Below are 21,558 nucleotides of genomic sequence, written 5' to 3'. Positions count from 1 at the left end.
AGCAGGCAGTTTCCGGCTGCCCAGTATGCCGCACGGGTGTCGTGCCGTGGCCTGGCCGGTCCGTGCGCGACACTGGCGGGCATGGAGCTCCCCCCGGGCTGGTCCGCCGTGCTGGACGAGTACTCGACGCATCTGCGCGTCGATCGCGGGCTGTCGGCGCACACGGTCCGCGCCTACGAGACCGACCTGCGGGACCTGGCGCGCTTCGTCGACGTGGAGGTCCGGCGGGTCACGCTGCCGCGTCTCCGGGGGTGGTTGGCGCTCATGGCCGACGAGGGCCACGCGTCCGCGACGGTGCAGCGCAGGGTGGCCTGCGTGCGCGGCTTCTTCGCATGGGCGCAGAAGGAAGGTCTCGTGGCCGACGACCCCGCCGCGCGGCTGAAGGCACCCAAGCGGCAGAGACGGCTCCCGACGGTGGTGGCGGCAGGCGCCGTCGAGGTCAGCCTGGCCAGCGCCGAGCAGCGGGCGGGCGAGGAGGACGATCCCCTCGCGAGGCGGGACCTCGCTCTAGTGGAGGTGCTCTACTCCAGCGGGCTGCGGGTCTCCGAGTTGTGCGGACTGCTCCTGCGGGATGTGGACCGTGAACGCAGCTCGCTGAGGGTCCTGGGGAAGGGGGGTAAGGAGCGCACGGTCCCGCTGGGGCTCCCGGCACTGCGCGCCATCGACGCCTGGCTGGAGGTGCGCCCGCACGTGGCGACCGACGCGAGCCCTGACACCGTGTTCCTGGGTGCCCGCGGGGGAGTCCTGGACCCGCGGGTGGCGCGACGTGTGGTGCACGCCACCACCTCCGCGGCCGGTCCCGGGGCGGACGTCGGCCCGCACGGACTGCGCCACGCGATGGCGACGCACCTCATCGACGGCGGCGCCGATCTGCGCAGCGTCCAGGAGATGCTCGGCCACGCGTCTGTGGCCACGACCCAGATCTACACCCACGTCTCCTCCGAACGCCTGCGCCAGGCGTACCGGCAGGCGCACCCCCGCGCCTGAGAGCGCGCGCCGGCTACTCCAGGGACAGGGGGTCCAGCAGGGCACCGTCGCGCCACGCCATCCAGTGGAGGTGGCACCCGGTGGACAGTCCGGTGGTGCCGACGCGCCCGATACGCTCCCCGGCCCGGACCCGCCGGCCCTCCCGCACGTCGAGCCCCGGAAGATGCGTATAGGCCATGACCAGCCCGCCGCCGTGGTCGATCCGGACCCGGTAGCCGTACGAGACGTGGAAGGAGGCGTCCACCACCAGCCCCGGCAACGTGGCGACGACGGCGGTGCCGCATGCAGCAGCGATGTCCACCCCGTCGTGCAGTCTCATCTCGCCCGAGACCGGGTGGCGGCGCATGCCGAACGGCGACGACACGGGGCCGCGCACCGGCCGCGATCCCACTGCGGCGACGTGGGCGGCGGAGAGTTGCGGAACGGCGGACGGCCTCGCGCCTGCAGGTAGGAGCCGGATCACCGGGACGCTCAGGTACGCAGTGGGGTCCAGGTAGGATCCTCCGTCGGTCAGGCCCCAGTGCAGGCACGACGATCCGGCGCAGTGCCCCGCCTCGAGCGTGCCGATCCGGTCACCTGTCGCGACGACGTCGCCCTTCCGCACCCCGGGTATCACGGGCTGGTAGGTGGTGCGCCAGCCGTTGCCGTGGTCCACTGAGACTGTGCCGCGGCCGGCCACGTGGCCGGCGAAAAACACACGGCCGGCCGCAGCCGCCAGCACCTCGGAACCGACGTCACCCGCGAGATCGACGCCCCGGTGACCGGCGGCGTAGGGGGACGGCGGCGCGTCGAACCCGCGCAGCACGCGGCCGCCCAGCGGAGGCTCGAGCAGGAAGCCGCCCTCGGCCGAGGCGGTGAGCGGGGTGAGGGTCAGCGTGAGCAGGACCCCGAGGGACAGGAGGAGGGCGCGCATGTCACCTTGATCGCCCGCCGGCCGGTGCGTTTCCCACGTGGATCCCCGGCTGTGGAGAAGGGTGGTGTTTGTGGCGCTGCGCCGGACTGTCTAAGATGAGCTCCGCAACCCTTGTGGGTTGACATCGCATGCGCTGCGCGGGTCACCGCCGGTGGTCGCGTGGTCCCGCTCCCCGGAGCGGGCGCGGCCCCGGGCGCATCAGGCAGGTCCACTCGGACCAACGTAACCACACGTGAGCGTCGCTCACCACAATCAGGCGGGGCGCAGCCTCGCCGCGAAAGGACCGGCCATGGCCGTCGTCACCACCCGCCAGCTCCTGGAGTCGGGCGTCCACTTCGGACACCAGACCCGTCGATGGAACCCCAAGATGAAGCGGTTCATCTTCGCCGAGCGCAATGGCATCTACATCATCGACCTGCAGCTGTCGCTGAGCTACATCGACAAGGCCTACCACTTCGTCCGGTCCACGGTGGCCCGCGGCGGCCAGGTGCTGTTCGTCGGCACCAAGAAGCAGGCGCAGGAGGCCGTGGCCGAGCAGGCCACCCGCGTGGGCATGCCCTACGTCAACCAGCGCTGGCTCGGTGGCATGCTCACCAACTTCCACACCGTCACCAAGCGGATCCAGCGACTCAAGGAGCTGGAGGGCATGGACTTCACCGACGTGCCCGGCTCCGGCCTCACGAAGAAGGAGCTGCTGCAGCTCGAGCGCGAGAAGATCAAGCTCGACAAGACCCTCGGCGGCATCCGTGACATGGCCAAGACCCCGCAGGCGGTCTGGATCGTGGACACCAAGAAGGAGCACCTCGCCGTTGATGAGGCGCGCAAGCTGCACATCCCGATCGTCGGCATCCTCGACACCAACTGCGACCCCGACGAGGTGGACTACGCGGTCCCCGGCAACGACGACGCGATCCGCTCCGTCCACCTGCTGACCCGCATCATCGCCGACGCGGTGGCCGAGGGCCTCATCGAGCGTTCCGCCGGCCGTGGGGGCGAGCAGGTCGCTGCCGAGCCCATGCCCGACTGGGAGCGTGAGCTGCTGGGTGCGGACCAGGCCGTCGCGGCGCCCGTCGTCGAGGCTGAGGCTCCGGTCGCCGAGGAGGCTCCGGTCGTCGAGGCTGAGGCTCCCGTCGAGGCCGAGGCGCCCATCGTCGAGGAGACCCCCGTCGAGGCCGAGGCGCCCATCGTCGAGGAGACCCCCGCCGCCGTGGACGAGGCGCCTGCCACCGAGGCTGAGGTCCCCGCTGAGGACGACACCACCACCGCCGCCAACTGAACAACTCGAGAAGACGGGAAACACCACTCATGGCAATTGCTGCCGCTGACGTGAAGAAGCTCCGCGACGCCACGGGCGCGGGCATGATGGACGCCAAGAGGGCTCTCACCGAGGCCGAGGGCGATTTCGACAAGGCCATCGAGGTGCTGCGCATCTCGGGGCTGGCCAAGGCCGCGAAGCGGGCAGACCGCGAGGCCACCAACGGCATCGTCGCGGGCCGCGACGGCGCCCTCATCCAGTTCGCCTCGGAGACGGACTTCGTCGCCAAGAACGCTGAGTTCGTGGGCCTGGCGGAGGAGATCGTCTCCGCCGTCATCACCTCCGGAGCAACGGATGTGGCCACCGCCAACGAGGCCACGCTGGCCTCCGGCGCGAAGGTCTCCGACGCGGTCCAGGACCTCGGCGTGAAGATCGGCGAGAACCTCTCGGTCGTCAACGCCGCCAACTTCGACGGCGCCACGCACCTCTACCTCCACCGCCGCGCCGCGGATCTGCCCCCACAGGTCGGCGTGCTCGTCGAGTACCAGGGCGACGAGGCGCTCGCGCACCAGGTCGCCATGCAGATCGCCGCGATGTCACCCCAGTGGGTCACCCGCGACGAGGTTCCGGCAGACGTCGTCGCCAACGAGCGTCGCATCGCCGAGGCCACCGCCAAGGAGGAGGGCAAGCCCGAGGGCGCCATCCCGCGCATCGTCGAGGGACGCGTGGGCGGGTTCTTCAAGGACGTCTGCCTCGTGGACCAGGCCGCGGTCTGGGAGGACAAGAAGTCGGTGGGTGACGCCCTCAAGGCGGGCGACACCGAGATCGTACGCTTCGTACGTTTCGCTTTTGGCGCCTGACCCAGGCAAACACCCCGCAGTTCAAGGGAAGTAGAGTGACGTGCGCCGCGATCCTTTCGGGTCGCGGCGCACGCGCATGATGCGCACCAGCCAGCACGAGGAGGCCCAGTGGCTTATCAGCGAGTCTTGTTGAAGCTCTCGGGGGAGGTGTTCGGCGGGGGACGGCTAGGCGTGGATCCCATAGTGGTGTCCAACATCGCGGCGGAGATCGCCGCAGTGGTGCACTCCGGGACCCAGGTGGCGGTGGTCGTCGGTGGTGGCAACTACTTCCGCGGCGCCGAGCTGTCGCAGAACGGGATGGCGCGGGACCGCGCGGACTACATGGGCATGCTCGGCACCGTGATGAACGCCATCGCCCTGCAGGACTTCTGCGAGAAGGCCGGGATCGAGACGCGAGTGCAGTCGGCGATCAGCATGGCTCAGGTCGCGGAGCCCTACATCCCGCGGCGCGCCGAACGGCACCTGGAGAAGGGCCGCCTGGTCATCTTCGGTGCAGGATCCGGCATGCCGTACTTCTCAACGGACACGGTCGCGGCGCAGCGCGCCCTCGAGATCGGGGCGGAGGTGCTGCTCATGGGCAAGCAGGGGGTCGACGGGGTGTACAACAAGGATCCGAAGACCAATCCGGACGCCACGAAGTTCGACCATCTCACCTACGACCAGTTCCTCACCGAGGATCTGAAGGTGGCCGATGCCACTGCTATCTCGTTGGCGCGTGACAACAATCTCAACATCGTCTTCTTCAACCTCTCCACCCCGGGCAACATCGGGCGCGTGGTCGCCGGCGAGCCGATCGGCACGCTGGTCTCGCGCTAGGCCCACACCCGCAAGCCACCCCAGAGGAGCACCCATGATCACCGAAACCCAGAAAGAAGCCTCCACCAAGATGCAGCATGCGGTGGAGCATGCCCGCGAGGACATGGCCACCATCCGCACCGGCAGGGCCCACCCCGCCATGTTCAACAGGATCACGGCGGACTACTACGGGGCGCCCACCCCGCTGCAGCAGCTGGCCACCTTCACCTCGCCTGACCCTCGCTCGATGGTGATCACGCCCTTCGACCGCAGCGCGATCGGTGCCATCGAGAAGGCGATCCGCGACGCGGACCTCGGCGTCAACCCCAGCAACGACGGCAACTCCGTGCGCATCCTGGTCCCTCAGCTCACCGAGGAGCGCCGCAAGGAGTACATCAAGATGGCCAAGTCGAAGGCCGAGGATGCACGCGTCGCCGTGCGCAACGTCCGCCGCCACTCCATGGACACCCTGAAGAAGGCACAGAAGGACGGCGAGATCAGCGAGGACGAGTTGCGAAGCGCAGAGAAGGCCCTCGACGCCTCCACCAAGAAGTTCGTGGAGAGCATCGACGAGCTTTTCAAGCACAAGGAAGCCGAACTCCTCGAGGTCTGAATGACCCAGAGCATCGCGCAGCCGTCAACCCCGAAGGCGGGCCGGAATCTTCCGGTCGCCGTCGGGGTCGGCGTCGCACTGTTCCTGGTGTTCGCCTTCGGCCTCATCTGGGCCCCGTGGGTCTTCATCGTCACCGCGGCGCTGGGGTTGTGCCTGGCGGCGGTTGAGCTCAACGGGGCGATGCTGCGCAAGGGCATGCGTGCAGAGATCGTGCCCATCGTCCTCGGCACGGCACTCAGCGTGATCGGCGGGTACCTCTCGGCCGTGGTCGACCTGCGCGTGACGCCCACCTCGTTCGTGATCATCTGCCTGGGTGCCACCATCATCGTGGCCCTCGCGTCGCGGCTCTTCCGGGGCGCGGAGGGATTCATCCGCGACATCGCGGCCAGCGCGCTGCTCATCGCCTACATCCCGGCGCTGGGCATGTTCGTCCCGCTGCTCATGGGCGCCCCCGACGGGCAGCTGCGGATCCTCACCGTCATCGTCTGCGTCGTTGCGTCGGACACCGGCGCGTACGCAGTCGGCTCGTTGCTCGGTCGCCACAAGCTGGCTCCGCACATCAGCCCAGGGAAGACGTGGGAGGGGCTGGCCGGGGGCGTGACCGTCACCGCGGCCGTCGCCGTACTGGCCACGGTCTTCCTGCTCGACGCGCCGTGGTGGGTCGGCATCCCGCTGGGCGTGCTGGTCTCCCTGGCCGCCACCGTCGGCGACCTCGTCGAGTCGCTGGTCAAGCGCGACGCCGGCATCAAGGACATGTCCAACTTCCTGCCCGGCCATGGCGGCGTCATGGACCGGCTCGACTCCATGCTGGTGGCATTCCCGGTGGGATGGCTCGTCCTGCACCTGGCCCTCGGCGGCTGACCTCCTCCCCCTCTCGAAGGTGACCCATGACCCGAACCCAGCTGCCCATCGTCTTCGACGCCCCGGCGCGAGGCAAGGCGCCCAAGCACTGGCTTGATCTCAGCGTGGACGAGCGGCTCGAGGCCACGCAGCGGCTGGGCCTGCCCAAGTTCCGCGCCAACCAGATCTCCCGCCACCTCTTCGACCGGCTCGAGGACGACGTGGCGGGTTTCTCGGACATCCCGTCGTCGATCCGCGAGGAGCTGGGAACCCAGCTGTTCCCGAGGCTGCTGGATCGGGTGACCCAGCGCACTGCAGACAAGGGGGCCACGGTCAAGACCCTGTGGCGGCTCCACGACGGCTCCCTGCTCGAGTCCGTCCTCATGCGCTACCCCGGCCGATCCACGCTGTGCATCTCATCGCAGGCGGGCTGCGGCATGGCCTGCCCGTTCTGCGCCACCGGGCAGGGTGGGTTGCAGCGCAACCTCAGCCAGGCCGAGATCACCGTGCAGGCGCTGGCCGCCAACCAGATGCTGGCCGCAGGGGAGGTCCCCGGCGCAACCGGCCGGCTCAACAACATCGTGTTCATGGGCATGGGAGAGCCGCTGGCCAACTACAAGGCCGTCCTGGGCTCCATCCGCACCCTGCTGGCGCCCAGCCCCGACGGGTTCGGCATGAGCGCGCGCGGCATCACGGTGTCCACCGTCGGACTGGTGCCGAAGATCCAGCAGCTGACGAGCGAGGGCCTCCCCCTCACGCTGGCGGTCTCGTTGCACGCCCCTGACGACGAGCTGCGCGACGAGATCGTGCCGATCAACACCCGGTGGAAGGTCAACGAGGTCGTGGACGCGGCATGGGAGTACGCGCGCACCACGAAGCGCCGGGTGTCCATCGAGTACGCCATGATGCGCGACATCAACGATTCGGTGCAGCGGGCGGAGTTGCTCGCCACCGTCCTGAAGAAGCGGGGCGACTGGGGGTGGGTGCACGTCAACCTCATCCCCCTCAACCCCACGCCGGGCTCGAAGTGGACGGCCTCCCGCAAGGAGGACGAGCGCGCTTTCATGCAGACCCTTGAGCGTCGCGGCGTCCCCGTGACGCTGCGCGACACCCGCGGCTCCGAGATCGACGGAGCCTGCGGACAGCTGGCCGCATCCGTGCAGTAGAGAGCGCGGATCCGGGACCCGCCCCCGCAGCCGCCCGTGAGGGTGGCTACTATCATCCCGCTGACAGTCAATCCGAAGGAGTATCGATGGAGCAACAACTGGAGGGTGTCTTCCAGAGTGTCGTCGCCCGCAACCCCGGGGAGGCCGAGTTCCACCAGGCCGTTCGCGAGGTCTTCGAGAGCCTCGACCCTGTGATCAAGCGCCACCCCGAGTACCTCGAGTCCAAGGTGCTGGAGCGCATCTGCGAGCCGGAGCGCCAGATCATCTTCCGCGTGCCGTGGATGGACGACAAGGGCGAGGTCCAGGTCAACCGCGGCTTCCGCGTCGAGTTCAACTCCGCGCTCGGCCCGTACAAGGGCGGCCTCCGGTTCCACCCCAGCGTCTACCTCGGCGTGATCAAGTTCCTCGGCTTCGAGCAGATCTTCAAGAACTCGCTGACCGGCCTGCCCATCGGCGGCGGCAAGGGTGGCTCGGACTTCGATCCCCGCGGCAAGTCCGACGCCGAGGTCATGCGGTTCTGCCAGTCGTTCATGACCGAGCTGTACCGTCACCTCGGCGAGTACACCGACGTCCCGGCCGGTGACATCGGCGTAGGGGGCCGTGAGATCGGCTACATGTTCGGCCAGTACAAGAGAATCACGAACCGCTACGAGTCCGGCGTCCTCACCGGCAAGGGCATCGCCTGGGGCGGCTCGCTGGTGCGCACCGAGGCGACGGGTTACGGCACCGTCGTGTTCGCCGACGAGATGCTCAAGACGCGCGGCGAGTCCTTCGACGGCAAGAGGGTCACGGTCTCCGGCTCCGGCAACGTGGCCATCTATGCCATCGAGAAGGTCCACCAGCTGGGCGGCACCGTCATCAGCTTCTCGGACTCCACCGGCTACGTCGTCGACGAGGCGGGCGTGGACCTGGACCTGCTCAAGCAGATCAAGGAGGTCGAGCGTGGGCGCGTCAGCGACTACGCCGAGCGCCGAACCTCCGCCACCTACCAGGCCGGCGGTTCCATCTGGGACGTCCCTGTGGATGTCGCGCTGCCGTCGGCCACGCAGAACGAACTCAACGGGGACCAGGCGGCCACGCTGATCAGGAACGGCGTCATCGCCGTCGCCGAGGGCGCCAACATGCCCACCACCCCTGAGGGCATCCGCGCCTTCCAGGAGGCGAAGGTCCTCTACGGTCCCGGCAAGGCCGCCAACGCGGGTGGCGTGGCCACCTCAGCGCTGGAGATGCAGCAGAACGCCTCGCGTGACTCGTGGAGCTTCGAGTACACCGAGGAGCGCCTGACCACGATCATGCGCAACATCCACGACATGTGCGCGGAGACCGCCGAGTCCTACGGCGCGCCCGGGGACTACGTGGTCGGCGCGAACATCGCCGGTTTCGAACGGGTCGCGGCCGCCATGCAGGCCTTCGGCCTGGTCTGAGTCAGGGCTCACCCCACAGGGTGCGATAGCGCCGGATCCGCTCAGGGTCCGGCGCTTCGCCGTACCCGGCCCAGAAGGCGTCCTCGTGGCCGCGGCCGAAGTTCCACTCCAACGACCACGACGCGATGGCCAGGTCCGCCCACCGGTCGGCCACGCCGAGCTCGCCGACGTCCACGGTGCCGACGAACGAGCCGTCGGGACCGAGCAGCGTGTTGGGCGCGCAGGCGTCCCCGTGGGTCACGACGAGGACGTCCACCTCGTCCTGGACACCGATCCAGCCGGCGGGTCCGAACGGACAGTCGTCCGGGTCCAGGGTGTGCAGCCGGGCGAGCCCGGCGCCGATCGCGAAGGCCGCCCGGTCCGGCTCTCCTGCCCACCTCGTCGACACGGCCGACTCGCCGGGGAGGCCGACCGTGACGACCAGCCAACCGTCGTCCAGTTCCTCGAAGTCCGCCATCCGCGGCGACGGGTGGCGGCCGGAGAGCCACGAAAGGCGCTCCGCCTCGGGGAGGAGGTCATGCGGGCTCCACTTGGCGTACAACGGGGTGGCGTCGTCGGCGACGAGGCGGGCGGTGAGGCCGCCCAGCTCGTTGCGCCAGACCAACTGCTCGACATGGCGGCGGTTCACGGCGGCCCAGTGGGTGATGGCGAACGGGACGGGGGTCCCGGGAGGGGGAGGGGCGGCGAGCGGCATGGGTCGATCGTCGCACAGCTCCTCGGCCAGGATGCGGCGGCGGGGCCGCGTCTACACTTGCCCGGTGCGCACACTCGTCCTGCTCGGCTCCACCGGCTCGATCGGTACCCAGACCCTCGACGTGGTCTCCACCAGGCGGGACCGGTTCCGGGTGGTCGGGCTGTCGGCCTCGGGCGGGAACCTCGAGCTGCTGGCGCGCCAGATCATCGAGTTCGAGCCGGAGACGGTGGGGCTGGCCAAGGCCAGCGCCGCTCAGGAACTCCAGCGGGCCCTCTACGCGGAGGCGGACCGGCGCGGGTGGAGCTCCGGCCAGTACCAGCTGCCCAAGCTGCTCCTCGGCCCGCAGGCGTCGACGCAGCTCGCCGCCCTCGGATCCGACGTGGTGGTCAACGCCATCACCGGCGCCGCGGGCCTCGGGCCCACCCTGGCCGCGCTCGCTGCGGGCAGCACGCTCGCGCTGGCCAACAAGGAGTCGCTCGTCATCGGCGGGCGGCTCGTCACCCAGGCGGCGGCGCCCGGCCAGATCGTCGCGGTGGATTCCGAGCACTCCGCGTTCGCGCAGGCACTCCGCTCGGGCCGTGCCGACGAGGTGCGGCGCCTCATCCTCACCGCCTCCGGCGGCCCGTTCCGCGGGCGGAGGGCCGACGAGCTGCTGGACGTCACCCCGCAGCAGGCCATGGCGCATCCCACCTGGGACATGGGCCGGGTCATCACCATCAACTCCGCCACCCTCGTCAACAAAGGCCTCGAGCTGATCGAGGCGGCCCTGCTCTACGGCGTGGACTACGACGACATCGTCGTCACGGTGCATCCCCAGTCGATCGTGCACTCCATGGTGGAGTTCCACGACGGATCGACGATCGCGCAGGCATCGCCGCCGGACATGCGGCTGCCGATCGGTATCGCCCTCACCTGGCCCGAGCGGCTGCCCGACGCCGCGGCGCCCTGCGACTGGTCGACCGCCGCCACCTGGACGTTCGAGCCCTTGGACCACGAGACGTTCCCCGCGGTGGAACTCGCCCGGCGTGCGGGGAAGGCGGCAGGCACCGCTCCCGCCGTCTACAACGCCGCCAACGAAGCCTGCGTCGAGGCATTCTGGTCCGGGAACATCGGTTTCCTGGACATCGCGCGCATCGTCGGTGTCTGCGTCGACGAGCATCTCGCGGGCGGGCACGTCGCGGACGAGGACCTCACCGTGGAGGCGGTACTCGGCGCCGACAGCTGGGGCCGGGTCCGCGCCGCCGAGTTGGCGGGCGCATGACCGCCCTGCTCACCGTGGTGTTCGCGGTGCTCTTCTTTGCGCTCATCATGGCGTCGATCGCCCTGCACGAGGTCGGCCACCTCGTCCCGGCGAAACTGTTCGGGGTCCGGGTCAGCAAGTACTTCGTGGGCTTCGGCAAGACGCTGTGGTCCACCCGTCGCGGCGAGACCGAGTACGGCATCAAGGCCATCCCGCTGGGCGGCTACGTGCGCCTCATGGGCATGTACCCCCCGCACCGTCCCTCCGCCAGGCCAGGCTGGCTGAGCCGGATGGCTGACGAGGCGCGCTCGGTGGAGTACGAGGACATCACCGACGCGGACAAGGGGCGCCTCCTCTACGAGAAGAAGACCTGGCAGAAGATCGTGGTGATGCTCGGCGGCCCGCTGATGAACATCGTGCTCGCCTTCGTCATCTTCCTCGGCATCAATGTCGCCTACGGCGTCCCCACGGCCACGTTGACGGTGGCCGCCGTCTCGGAGTGCGCCGTGCCGGTCGACCGGGCGGACCGCACCTGCCGCGACGGCGATCCGGTCACCCCCGCGGTCGAGGCCGGCGTGCGCGAGGGGGACCGCCTCGTCTCGTTCAACGGGACCGAGCTCACCAGTTGGGAGCAGATGGGCGATCTGATCCGGGTCAACCGCGACGGCGAGGCCCGCGTGGTCGTCGAGCGAGACGGTGAACGGGTGGAGCTCCCGGTGGTCACCACGGTGCTCAACAACGTGGCGGACCGGCTGGATCCGACCCGCACGGTGGAGGCCGGATTCTTCGGCGTCAGCCCCTCCATCGAACAGCGGCGCGGAGGCGTGGTGGAGACCGCGGACCAGATGTGGACCATGACGAAGCAGTCGGTGGTGGCCCTGGCCGGCTTCCCGGTGCGCGTCTACAACGTGGCGGCTGATCTGGTCACGGGTCAGCCGCGCGACATCAACTCGCCGCTGTCCATCGTCGGCGCCTCACGCGTCGCCGGTGAGATCGGGGCCAGCACCGAGCTCGAGGTGGCGGACAAGGCCGCGACCTGGCTGTCCCTGCTCGGCTCGGTCAACCTCTTCGTCGCGCTGCTGAACCTCGTCCCGCTGCTGCCGCTCGACGGCGGGCATGTGGCCGCGGCCGTGTGGGAGTGGCTGCGCCGCAGCTCCGCGCGGGTCCTCGGGCGCCCGGATCCGGGCCACGTCGACACCGCAAGGGGACTGCCGGTCACCTACATCGTCGGTGGATTCCTCCTTCTCGGCGGCGTGGTGCTGATCCTGGCCGACATCATCTCGCCCATCAGCATCTTCTAGTGGGCGGGCGGGCCCACCGCTCCGCAGCCGGAGCGGTTCACGCCCCGTAACAGGTAGTCTGGGCGCCATGTCCGTGAACCTCGGTATGCCCGCCGCGCCCGCCCCCGTTCTCACTCCCCGTCGCAAGACCCGGCAGATCAAGGTGGGCAAGGTGCTGGTCGGCGGAGACGCGCCGATCAGCGTCCAGTCGATGACCACCACCAAGACCACGGACATCAACGCCACGCTGCAGCAGATCGCGGAACTCACCGCCACGGGCTGCGACATCGTGCGCGTGGCGGTTCCGAGCCAGGACGACGCGGAGGCGCTGCCGATCATCGCGATGAAGTCGCAGATCCCGGTCATCGCGGACATCCACTTCCAGCCTCGCTACGTCTTCGCGGCCATCGACGCGGGCTGTGCCGCGGTCCGGGTCAACCCGGGCAACATCAAGCAGTTCGACGACAAGGTGGCGGAGATCGCCAAGGCGGCCTCGGACTCCGGGGTGTCGCTGCGGATCGGCGTCAACGCGGGTTCGCTGGACCGGCGGCTCCTCGCCAAGCACGGCGCGCCCACCGCGGAGGCGCTCGTCGAGTCGGCGCTGTGGGAGGCCTCGCTGTTCGAGGACGTCGGCTTCCACGACTTCAAGATCTCGGTCAAGCACAACGACCCGGTGGTGATGGTGCGCGCCTACGAAATGCTGTCGGAGAAGTGCGACTACCCGTTGCACCTCGGAGTCACGGAGGCCGGCCCCGCGTTCCAGGGCACCATCAAGTCATCCGTCGCGTTCGGCTCCCTGTTGAGCCGCGGCATCGGCGACACCATCCGCGTCTCGCTCTCGGCACCCCCGGCCGAGGAGGTCAAGGTGGGCCTCAAGATCCTCGAGTCGCTCAACCTCAAGCCCCGCAAGCTCGACATCGTGTCCTGCCCGTCGTGTGGCCGCGCGCAGGTGGACGTCTACACCCTCGCCGAGCAGGTCACGAAGGGGCTCGAGGGCATGCAGGCCCCGCTGCGGGTGGCCGTCATGGGCTGCGTCGTCAACGGGCCCGGCGAGGCGCGCGAGGCCGATCTCGGCGTGGCCTCCGGCAACGGCAAGGGTCAGATCTTCGTCCGGGGCGAGGTGATCAAGACGGTCCCGGAGGACGAGATCGTCGAGACCCTCATCATCGAGGCCCAGCGGCTGGCGGCCGAGATGGGCGAGATCGGCACGCCTGCCGTCTCCGTCTCCTAGGCTGTCGCGCATGGCTCCCCGGGTTCGCGCGCTGACAAGCGCAGACCGGGACGAGGCCCTCAGCTTTCTGGCCCGCAGCCCCATCGAGAACCTCTTTCTCGCGGCCAAGGTGGCCGCCTACGGCATCGACCGCCGTCGTCTGGGCAACGTCTACGCCTACCAGCAGGGTGGCGAGGTGACCGCGCTCATGCTCGACGGCGGCACGGTGTTCGTCGCCGGATTCGATCCGGGTGCCCTGCCTGCGTTCGTGGGCCAACTCGGCCCCGTGCGGCGCTGCACCTCCATCCTCGGGCCCTCGATCTCAGTGCTCGGGCTCCACCTTGGGCTCACCGAGAGATGGCGGGGATCCTGGGGCAACGTCAGCAACATCCGTGCCCGCCAGCCCCTGATGCTGCTGGAGACGCCGCCCGCCGTCGAGGCCGACCCGCGGGTCCGGCAGCTGACCGTCGACGACTACCCGAGCTACCTCGACGCCTCCGTCAACATGTACACCGACGAGATCGGCAGCTCGCCCTTCAAGTACGGCTCCGGATACGAGCGGTTCGTCATGCAGCGGCTCGTGGACGGCGACGCGTACGGCGTCGTCGACGAGCGGGGCACGGTGATCTTCAAGGCGGACCTCGGCCCCAAGCTGGGGCGGCAGGCGCAGCTGCAGGGTGTGTGGGTGGAACCGGCCCTCCGCGGCCGCGGCATGAGCGTGCCGGCGCTCGCGGGGATGCTCAGCCTGGCCATGCAGCGCTTTCCGCAGATCAGCCTCTACGTCAACGATTTCAACACCCCCGCCATCAAGGCCTACGAGCGTCTCGGGTTCGTGGAGGTCGGCGCCCTGGCCACCGTGCACTTCTGACCCATGGACTAGGCTTTGCTGCGCCCCACCCCCATGAAAGGCGCCCTGAACGATGCTTTCCCGCCTGTCGAGCCTGTTCGTCCGTACGCTCCGCGATGATCCCGCCGACGCAGAGGTGCCGAGCCACCGGTGGCTGGTGCGGGCCGGCTACATCCGTCGCGCCGCCCCGGGGGTGTACTCGTGGTTGCCGCTGGGCCTCAAGGTGTTGCAGAAGGTGGAGGCCATCGTCCGGGAGGAGATGGACGCCATCGGGGCCCAGGAGGTGCGCTTCCCGGCGCTGTTGCCGCGCGAGCCCTATGAGCTGACCGGGCGGTGGGCGGACTACGGGGACAACCTCTTCCGGCTGGTGGACCGCAAGGGCGCGGACATGCTGCTGGGCCCCACCCACGAGGAGATGTTCACCCTCATGGTCAAGGACCTGTACAGCTCCTACAAGGACCTGCCGCTGTCGCTCTACCAGATCCAGATCAAGTACCGCGACGAGGCCCGGCCGCGGGCGGGCCTGCTGCGCGGGCGCGAGTTCATCATGAAGGACTCCTACTCCTTCGACGTCGACGACGCCGGTCTCGAGGCCAGCTACCAGCGGCACCGCGCGGCCTATGAGCGGATGTTCCAGCGCCTGGGCCTGGAGTTCGTCATCGTCTCGGCGATGGCCGGTGCCATGGGCGGTTCCCGTTCCGAGGAATTCCTCGCGGTGGCCGCCAACGGCGAGGACACCTTCGTGCGATCCCCGGGCGGGTATGCGGCCAACGTTGAGGCCATCCGCGTGGCAGCGCCGCCCGACCTGCCCCTCGAGGACGCCCCGGCCATGTCGGTGGTCGAGACTCCGGACGCCGGCTCGATCTCCGCGGTGGTGGAGATTCTCAACCGTGAGCTCCCCGAGCGCTCGTGGACCGGTGCCGACACGCTGAAGAACCTGCTGTTCACCGTCACGGGCGCCGACGGGAAGAGCCGCCCTCTCGCCGTCGGCCTCCCAGGGGACCGCGAAGTGGACGTGAAGCGCCTCGCTGCTGCGCTGGAGCCCGCCGTCGCCGAGCCGTTCGGTCCGGACGACTTCGCGCGCCACCCCGCTCTGGTGGTCGGCTACATCTCCCCGGTCTCGCTCGACGGGAGCCGCGTGCTCGGCAAGGACTCGGCCACCGGCATCGAGTACCTGGTCGATCCCCGCGTGGTCTCGGGCACGTCCTGGGCCACGGGGGCCAACGAGCGCGACAGGCACCTGGTGGGCGTCACCGCGGGCCGGGACTTCGTCGGCGACGGCGTCCTGGACGTGGCCGAGGTCCGCGAGGGCGACCCGGCGCCGGACGGTTCGGGGCCGCTCACGCTGGCACGGGGCATCGAGATGGGCCATATCTTCCAGCTCGGCCGCAAGTATGCCGACGCGCTGGGCCTCAAGGTCCTGGACGCCAACGGCAAGCTGGTCACCGTCACCATGGGCTCCTACGGCGTGGGCGTGTCCCGTGCGGTGGCCGCGGTGGCGGAGGCGACCTGCGACGACAAGGGCCTGTGCTGGCCCCTCGCCCTGGCTCCCTATCAGGTCCAGCTGCTGGCCACGGGCAAGGATCAGTCGATCTTCGCCGAGGCCGAGCGGATCTCCGTCGAGCTGTCGGACCGGGGCCTGGACGTGCTCTACGACGACCGCAAGGCGAGCCCGGGCGTGAAGTTCGCAGACTCCGAGGTGATGGGGATGCCCATCGTCGTCGTCGTGGGTCGCGGCCTGGCCGACGGGGTGGTGGAGGTGCGCGACCGCCGGACGGGGGAGAGGCGAGAGATCCCCGTGGCGGACGCCGTTGATGTGGTCGTAGCGGCGGCCGGGCGCTGACCTCAGGCCCAGCCGGGCCACGACGGCAGGGGAGTGCCCACGGCGCGCGCCGCGTCGACCTGGGCCACCATGAGGTCCAGCCACCGGGGCACCCCCGGCCCCCCCGCCGCGACCAACCGGCCCAGGCCCTCCAGCAGGCCGAGTTCGAGCGCGCCCCATCCGGCTCGGATCTCGGCGCTCGTGGCCATGCCGGTGGGGAGCTCGAAGCTGGCCGGTTGCACCGGAGGGACCCCCGGAACGGCGTCGCGGAGCTCGTTGCGCACCTCCTTGGCATCAGCGAGGCGGGCCGCGCCCAGCGCGCGCAGCGGATCCGCCCCGTCCAGGCGCCCCAGCCCCACCCCCAGCCCGTAGACCAACGCCCAGGCGTGACTCAGGGCGATCGGCAGCGAGGCCGCGACCGTGGTGCCCTGGAAGTGCCGCGGGGCGGCGTCGCTCTGCACCGACGCCGGGCCGTCGCTGCGGTGGGCCCGCGCCGTGCAGGCACCCGAGGCGAAGAGCAGGCGCAGCGGCTGGCGGTCGGCCGCCAGTGCGGCGGCGCGAAGCGCATCCTCCGCCTCCTGCGCGGCGGCGGCCACCGTCTCCCCGGCGGCGACGGCGGACGGGGCCGGGGGCGGTGAGGGGGATGCGAAGACCGGCTCGCCGCCGGCCACCGGGTCCTCCGCGCGCAGCCGGTCCAGGAGCGCGGTGAGGGCAGAGGCGGCCCCCTCGGTGGGCGCCGGCGTGGCGTCGACGGCGGCCAGCAGGCGGGCCACGGCCTGGGCAGCCGCCAGCGTCTCCGGCGCCTGGCTGGGGGTGGGCCCGGGATCCGGGACCGGGCGGGTGGAGGACTCGACGGTGGCGTCCACCCCGCACCCGGACAGCAGGAGAGCGACCACCACCGCGCGTCGGCCACACCTCATGCGTTTCAGCCTATCGGTATGCTTGGGCTTCACAATTGAGGCCAACAACCGGATAGGGAGCCGAAATGCAGGAGAACTCGCTTGCGGCGGTCATCGAACCGATCCTCGCAGAGCACGGACTCGAGCTCGACAGCATGGAGATCACCCCCATCGGGAAGCGTTCGGTCCTGCGTATCGCCGTCGACGGGGACGGCCCCGTCGGTCGCGGACCGCTGCTGGACGACATCGCCCGCGCGTCGTCGGCCATCTCCGCGGCGCTGGACGAGAGCGCGGCCGTGGGGGAGCGTCCCTACACGCTCGAGGTGAGCTCGCGCGGTGTGAGCACCCCGCTCGTGGCGGCCAGGCACTACCGCCGGAACACCGGCCGCCTGGTGAGGCTGTGGCTGGTCGAGGGCGGAGAGATCACCGGCAGGATCCTGGAGGCCGCCGACGAGGCGGTCACCGTGGAGGTCGACGGCGCTCCCCGGACGGTCACGCTCGGCGACATCAGGAAGGCCGTCGTCCAGGTGGAGCTCAACCGCCCCGTGGCCGACGAAGACGGAGAGGATGCATGATGGATGTCGATCTGGCCGCACTGCGCGCTATCGAGCGTGACAAGGAGATCTCCGAGGAGTACCTCATCAAGACGCTGGAGGACGCGCTCCTCAACGCGTACAACAAGACTCCCAACGCGCTGCGCGGCGTCAAGGTCGAGGTGAACCGCAAGTCCGGCAAGGTCAGTGTCCTGGCGCCCGAGTTCAACGACGACGACGAGATCATCGGTTACTTCGACGACACCCCCACAGACTTCGGACGCATCGCGGCCGCGACGGCGCGTCAGGTGATCTTCCAGCGCATCCGGGAGGCCGAGGATGACCAGAAGTTCGGCCACTTCTCCGGCACCGAGGGCGACATCGTCGTGGGCACCATCGCGCAGGACCGCGACACCCGCGCCGTCCGCGTGGACCTGGGCACCCTCGAGGCCATGATGCCGCTGGCCGAGCAGGTGCCCGGCGAGGACTACTCGCACGGCCGGCGGTTGCGCGTCTACGTGGTGGCCGTGCGGCGTGAGCTGCGCGGCCCGCAGGTGATCGTGTCACGTACCCACCCGAACCTGGTGAAGAAGCTGTTCGCGCTGGAGGTGCCGGAACTCGGCCGGGGGATCGTGGAGATCATGGAGATCGCCCGCGAGGCCGGGCACCGCACCAAGATCGCTGTCCGCTCGAACCATGCCGATGTCTCCGCCAAGGGCGCGTTCATCGGGCCGATGGGTCAGCGCGTGCGGGCCGTGACCAACGAGCTGGGCGACGAGAAGATCGACATCGTCGACTACTCCGACGACCCGGCACGGTTCGTGGCGGCGGCGCTCTCGCCGGCCAAGGTGCTGTCGGTGACGGTCGTGGACGAGCAGGCTCGCGCCTGCCGGGCGATCGTGCCGGACTACCAGTTGTCCCTGGCGATCGGCCGCGAGGGCCAGAACGCGCGTCTGGCCGCCCGGCTCACCGGATGGCGGATCGACATCCAACCCGACACCGCGCCCAGCACATAGTGCTCCGCGTCGTCGGGGGGCGTAACATGTCCCGACGATGTCTGTTCACCGTGCGTTCACCTCGCGTTTCCTGAAGCCCCGACACACGTGGGGGCGACTCGTCGTGCTCCTTGCCCCCGTCGCAGTGATGGGCGTCTGGTTGAAGCTCGTGCGCACGGAGCGGTATTTTCCGGACGCCGGCGCCCTCGAGGTGACGGCCCGCATGTGGTCCGACGTCGCCTTCGGCGCCGGGTGGGCCCTTCTGTGGGCGGTGCTCTGCGCCGTCGGCGCGCAGTGGTGGCGGACGTCGGCCTTCTATCTCGCCCACGCCGCGACCCTGGTGCTGGGGCTCTTCTCAATCGTCAGCCACGAGTACGTGATGGAGACCGGCAATCCCCTGACCTGGGAGCAGATCGACTACGCCTGGCGGGCGAGGGGCGAACTGAGCGGGCTCCTGGGGTCGCAGGTCAGCCCATCCATGGTGGGGTGGTTCGTCGCGGTGGTGATCGGCACGTTCGTCGCGCCGCTGCTGCTGGGGCCGACGGTGTCGCGGCTGCTTCGCCGCACGCCCTCCCGGCGGGTCCACCGCGCCGTCGTGGCTGCCACGGCGGTCCTGCTGGCCGCGTCCACGTGGAGCGCCCCCACCATCTCGGCCGCCTTCGCACTGGCCCCACCCGTGCAGCTCATCGTGTCGCCGATCAGGGAGGCCTCCGCCTATCCGGTCAGCCCGGAGGACGCGGACCCGTCCGAGGGGGACGCCGCGCGCCTGGTGCCCCGCGGTGACGCCTCGCGGCGCAACCTGGTGGTGATCACGCTCGAGTCCCAGCGCGCCACGTCGACGCTGCCGGCGACCAGCCAACCGGTCACCCCGGTGCTCGACGCTCTGGCCGGGTCGAGCCTGACCCCCAGCCGCGGCTACACCGTCCTCCCGCACACGTCCAAGGCGATCACCGCCGTTCACTGCGGCCTCGCGCCGCCCACGGACAGCGACAACACCGAGGCGGATCCGGCGGGCCTGCCGATGCCGTGCCTGGCCGATCTCCTGGGCGCGCAGGGCTACGCCAGCGCGTTCTTCCAGTCCGCCACCGAGCACTTCGAGCGTCGCCGCAACACGGTCGAGAACCTCGGGTTCGACTTCTTCCGCGGCGTGGACTCCATGCGCAAGGTCGGGTTCCAGAGGGCCAACTACTTCGGCTACGAGGACGACATCATGCTGGGCCCGCAGCGTGACTGGCTCGAGACGCTCGACGGGCAGCCGTTCCTGATGAGCATGCTCACCGTGACGGGGCACCACGACTACGCTCTCGAGGGCTACGAGCCCATCAGCTTCGTCGAGGACCCGCTGCTCAACGACTACCTCAACGGCATCCACTACCAGGACGCCTTCGTCGGCCGCGTCATCGACATGTTCAAGGAGCTCGGGCTCTACGACTCCACGGTGTTCGTGGTCACCGGCGACCACGGTGAGGGATTCGGTGAGCACCGGATCTTCCAGCACGACAACACCATCTATGAGGAGGGCGTGCGCATCCCCTTCCTCATCCACGACCCCCGGCGCAGCGGTGAGCGCCTGACGCAGCCGGCCAACCAACTGGCGGTCCTGCCCACCGCCGTGGACGCCCTCGGCTTCGACCTGATCAGCGATCACACGTACCAGCCCTCGCTGTACAGCGACGCGCCGCAGGGCCCGCTGGTGTCCACCTGCCTCGACAGAGGGCGGTGCACGGCGGTGGTCGACGGTGACATGAAGCTGATCCACCACTTCGGGGACCGCCGCGACGAGGTCTTCAACCTGGCCGAGGATCCCTTCGAGCTCACGGACCTGGCCGCCTCCACCGACGAGGACTGGATGACCGCGATGCGCGACGAGGCGCTGGCCTGGTACGTGGAGACCGAGGCCGTCTACGCCGCGCACCGGGCGGCACAGTAGTCCATCACTGAGAGAATCTCAGGGTTTGTTTGGTTTTTTCTCAACTCCCGGGTTAGCCTGATTCACGTACCACTGAATCTGCTGAGGAGTTTTTGTTGAAGGCGAAGAAGTTCTGGATCCCCGCTGCTGCCGGCGGCTGTGCGCTCGCGCTGGTCACCGCAGCCGGCGTCGCCACTGCGCTGCACAAGAATGACGTGACCCTCGTGGTCGACGGCGTGTCCCGCACCATCGCGGTGCGCGAGGACACGGTCGCCGAGGTTCTGCAGTTGGAGGACATCAGCCTCGGACAGCACGACGTCGTCCTTCCCGGCCCGGACACCGAGGTCTCCGACGACATGGAGATCAGCGTCGCGTTCGGCCGCGAACTCGAGGTCACGGTCGACGGGGAGAAGCGCACGGTGTGGACCACCGCCCGCACCGTCGGGCAGGCCCTGGCCATGCTCAACCTCGGCGCCACCGATTCGAAGCTCTCGACGTCGCGCTCCACCGCCATCACCCGCGAGGGCCTCACCATGCAGGTGGCCACCGCCAAGGACGTGACGCTCACCGTCGCCGGCACCCCCGCACCGCTCACCGTGGCGGGCACCGTCGCTGATGCGCTCGCGCTCGCCGGCGTCAAGCCAGACGCGGACGACAAGGTGACCCCTGCCGCCGGCACCGCCCTGGAGGACGGTCTGGCCATCTCCGTCATCGACGTCGAGGTCAAGCAGGCGTCGAAGGACGTGTCCATCGCGTTCGAGAAGACCTCGGTCAAGTCCGACAAGCTGACCAAGGGCACCAGCAGGATCACCACCAAGGGGGTCGAGGGCCTCGCCCGGGAGACCTACACCGAGGTGTACGAGGACGGCGTCCTCAAGAGCTCGACCCTCGACGAGCGGGTGGTGTCGCGGCAGCCCGTCAGCCAGGTCACCACCGTCGGTACCAAGGTGGTCGCCCCGAAGCCGGTCGCCAGGACGAGTTCCTCCAGCTCGTCGTCGACGTCGTCGTCGGGTCTCAACCTGGCGCGTGAGGCGATGTGGGACCGGATCGCACAGTGCGAGTCCACCGGACGCTGGGACATCAACACCGGCAACGGCTACTACGGCGGGCTGCAGTTCAACCTCGCCACGTGGCGCTCCGTCAACGGCCAGGACTTCGCCGCGTACCCGCACCAGGCGAGCCGCGCCGAGCAGATCACCGTGGCCAACCGCCTCTACGCCATCCGGGGCACCCAGCCCTGGAGCTGCGCGTAACTCCACAGGCACGACAAGACCCG

Annotated in this window: 20 protein-coding genes; 17 read left to right on the top strand and 3 right to left on the bottom strand. The window is 69.6% G+C overall.

The annotated features are described in order from the left end of the window. The first annotated feature begins 81 nt into the window (after nt 1–81). Entirely contained in the window at nt 82–987 is a 906-nt protein-coding gene (locus ACZK5N_RS03225; protein ID WP_459020049.1) for a tyrosine recombinase XerC, read from the top strand. Between the two features lie 13 nt (nt 988–1,000). Here ACZK5N_RS03225 and ACZK5N_RS03220 read toward each other — a convergent pair whose 3' ends face one another. After that, nucleotides 1,001–1,900 (bottom strand): M23 family metallopeptidase, encoded by a 900-nt coding sequence (locus ACZK5N_RS03220; protein WP_459020048.1) that lies wholly within the window; start codon nt 1,898–1,900, stop codon nt 1,001–1,003. Between the two features lie 289 nt (nt 1,901–2,189). On the opposite strand from ACZK5N_RS03220, the gene rpsB reads away from it, so the two are divergent. The 7 genes from rpsB to gdhA all read left to right on the top strand — a co-directional run bounded on the left by rpsB (nt 2,190) and on the right by gdhA (nt 8,853). Then, the gene (gene rpsB, locus ACZK5N_RS03215) at nt 2,190–3,176 is read left to right on the top strand and encodes a 30S ribosomal protein S2 (protein ID WP_459020047.1); all 987 of its coding nucleotides are present in this window, start codon (nt 2,190–2,192) and stop codon (nt 3,174–3,176) included. A 29-nt stretch (nt 3,177–3,205) separates the two neighbouring features. Beyond that, nucleotides 3,206–4,015, top strand: a complete 810-nt coding sequence (tsf, locus tag ACZK5N_RS03210; protein WP_463624608.1) for a translation elongation factor Ts — start codon at nt 3,206–3,208, stop codon at nt 4,013–4,015. Nucleotides 4,016–4,123: 108 nt separating this feature from the next. Continuing rightward, the gene (gene pyrH / locus ACZK5N_RS03205; protein ID WP_459020045.1) at nt 4,124–4,831 is read left to right on the top strand and encodes a UMP kinase; all 708 of its coding nucleotides are present in this window, start codon (nt 4,124–4,126) and stop codon (nt 4,829–4,831) included. Nucleotides 4,832–4,868: 37 nt separating this feature from the next. After that, complete coding sequence (frr, locus tag ACZK5N_RS03200; protein WP_459020404.1) at nt 4,869–5,423, top strand: ribosome recycling factor; 555 nt, start codon at nt 4,869–4,871, stop codon at nt 5,421–5,423. Next, the gene (locus ACZK5N_RS03195) at nt 5,424–6,284 is read left to right on the top strand and encodes a phosphatidate cytidylyltransferase (RefSeq protein WP_459020044.1); all 861 of its coding nucleotides are present in this window, start codon (nt 5,424–5,426) and stop codon (nt 6,282–6,284) included. A 26-nt stretch (nt 6,285–6,310) separates the two neighbouring features. Then, complete coding sequence (gene rlmN / locus ACZK5N_RS03190; protein ID WP_459020043.1) at nt 6,311–7,429, top strand: dual-specificity RNA methyltransferase RlmN; 1,119 nt, start codon at nt 6,311–6,313, stop codon at nt 7,427–7,429. Between the two features lie 86 nt (nt 7,430–7,515). Next, nucleotides 7,516–8,853, top strand: coding sequence for an NADP-specific glutamate dehydrogenase (gene gdhA / locus ACZK5N_RS03185; RefSeq protein ID WP_459020042.1), 1,338 nt, complete (start codon nt 7,516–7,518; stop codon nt 8,851–8,853). Between the two features lies 1 nt (nt 8,854). Here gdhA and ACZK5N_RS03180 read toward each other — a convergent pair whose 3' ends face one another. After that, nucleotides 8,855–9,547 carry a phosphotransferase gene (locus ACZK5N_RS03180; RefSeq protein ID WP_459020041.1) on the bottom strand — a complete coding sequence of 231 codons (693 nt, stop codon included), beginning with the start codon at nt 9,545–9,547 and terminating at the stop codon, nt 8,855–8,857. A gap of 64 nt (nt 9,548–9,611) precedes the next feature. On the opposite strand from ACZK5N_RS03180, the gene dxr reads away from it, so the two are divergent. The 5 genes from dxr (at nt 9,612) to ACZK5N_RS03155 (ending at nt 15,967) form a co-directional block, all read left to right on the top strand. After that, nucleotides 9,612–10,808 carry a 1-deoxy-D-xylulose-5-phosphate reductoisomerase gene (dxr, locus tag ACZK5N_RS03175; protein ID WP_459020040.1) on the top strand — a complete coding sequence of 399 codons (1,197 nt, stop codon included), beginning with the start codon at nt 9,612–9,614 and terminating at the stop codon, nt 10,806–10,808. Continuing rightward, a complete protein-coding gene (locus ACZK5N_RS03170) occupies nt 10,805–12,088 on the top strand; it encodes a M50 family metallopeptidase (protein WP_459020039.1) in 1,284 nt (427 codons plus the stop codon). Before dxr ends, ACZK5N_RS03170 begins: the two co-directional genes overlap by 4 nt. Nucleotides 12,089–12,155: 67 nt before the next feature. Continuing rightward, nucleotides 12,156–13,298: a flavodoxin-dependent (E)-4-hydroxy-3-methylbut-2-enyl-diphosphate synthase gene (gene ispG, locus ACZK5N_RS03165; RefSeq protein ID WP_459020038.1), complete on the top strand. Its 1,143-nt coding sequence runs from the start codon at nt 12,156–12,158 to the stop codon at nt 13,296–13,298. Between the two features lie 10 nt (nt 13,299–13,308). Further along, entirely contained in the window at nt 13,309–14,145 is an 837-nt protein-coding gene (locus ACZK5N_RS03160; RefSeq protein WP_459020037.1) for a GNAT family N-acetyltransferase, read from the top strand. A gap of 52 nt (nt 14,146–14,197) precedes the next feature. Then, entirely contained in the window at nt 14,198–15,967 is a 1,770-nt protein-coding gene (locus tag ACZK5N_RS03155; RefSeq protein ID WP_459020036.1) for a proline--tRNA ligase, read from the top strand. Between the two features lie 2 nt (nt 15,968–15,969). On the opposite strand, the gene ACZK5N_RS03150 is transcribed toward ACZK5N_RS03155, so the two are convergent. After that, the gene (locus ACZK5N_RS03150) at nt 15,970–16,866 is read right to left on the bottom strand and encodes a hypothetical protein (RefSeq protein ID WP_459020035.1); all 897 of its coding nucleotides are present in this window, start codon (nt 16,864–16,866) and stop codon (nt 15,970–15,972) included. A gap of 65 nt (nt 16,867–16,931) precedes the next feature. Here ACZK5N_RS03150 and rimP point away from each other — a divergent pair, with 65 nt between their 5' ends. From rimP to ACZK5N_RS03130, 4 genes are all read left to right on the top strand, one after another. Beyond that, nucleotides 16,932–17,420, top strand: coding sequence for a ribosome maturation factor RimP (rimP, locus tag ACZK5N_RS03145; RefSeq protein WP_459020034.1), 489 nt, complete (start codon nt 16,932–16,934; stop codon nt 17,418–17,420). Then, on the top strand, nt 17,420–18,394 hold the full coding sequence (gene nusA / locus ACZK5N_RS03140; protein WP_459020403.1) for a transcription termination factor NusA: 975 nt from the start codon (nt 17,420–17,422) through the stop codon (nt 18,392–18,394). The genes rimP and nusA overlap by 1 nt, the downstream gene beginning before the upstream one ends. Nucleotides 18,395–18,431: 37 nt before the next feature. Continuing rightward, nucleotides 18,432–20,303 carry an LTA synthase family protein gene (locus tag ACZK5N_RS03135; RefSeq protein ID WP_459020033.1) on the top strand — a complete coding sequence of 624 codons (1,872 nt, stop codon included), beginning with the start codon at nt 18,432–18,434 and terminating at the stop codon, nt 20,301–20,303. Between the two features lie 95 nt (nt 20,304–20,398). Then, on the top strand, nt 20,399–21,535 hold the full coding sequence (locus ACZK5N_RS03130; protein WP_459020032.1) for a resuscitation-promoting factor: 1,137 nt from the start codon (nt 20,399–20,401) through the stop codon (nt 21,533–21,535). Nucleotides 21,536–21,558: the final 23 nt, after the last annotated feature.

The sequence above is a fragment of the Tessaracoccus pujii genome (assembly GCF_055326215.1).
Note: the sequence above shows the minus strand (reverse complement) of the source record. Positions and strands in the feature narration are given on the sequence as shown.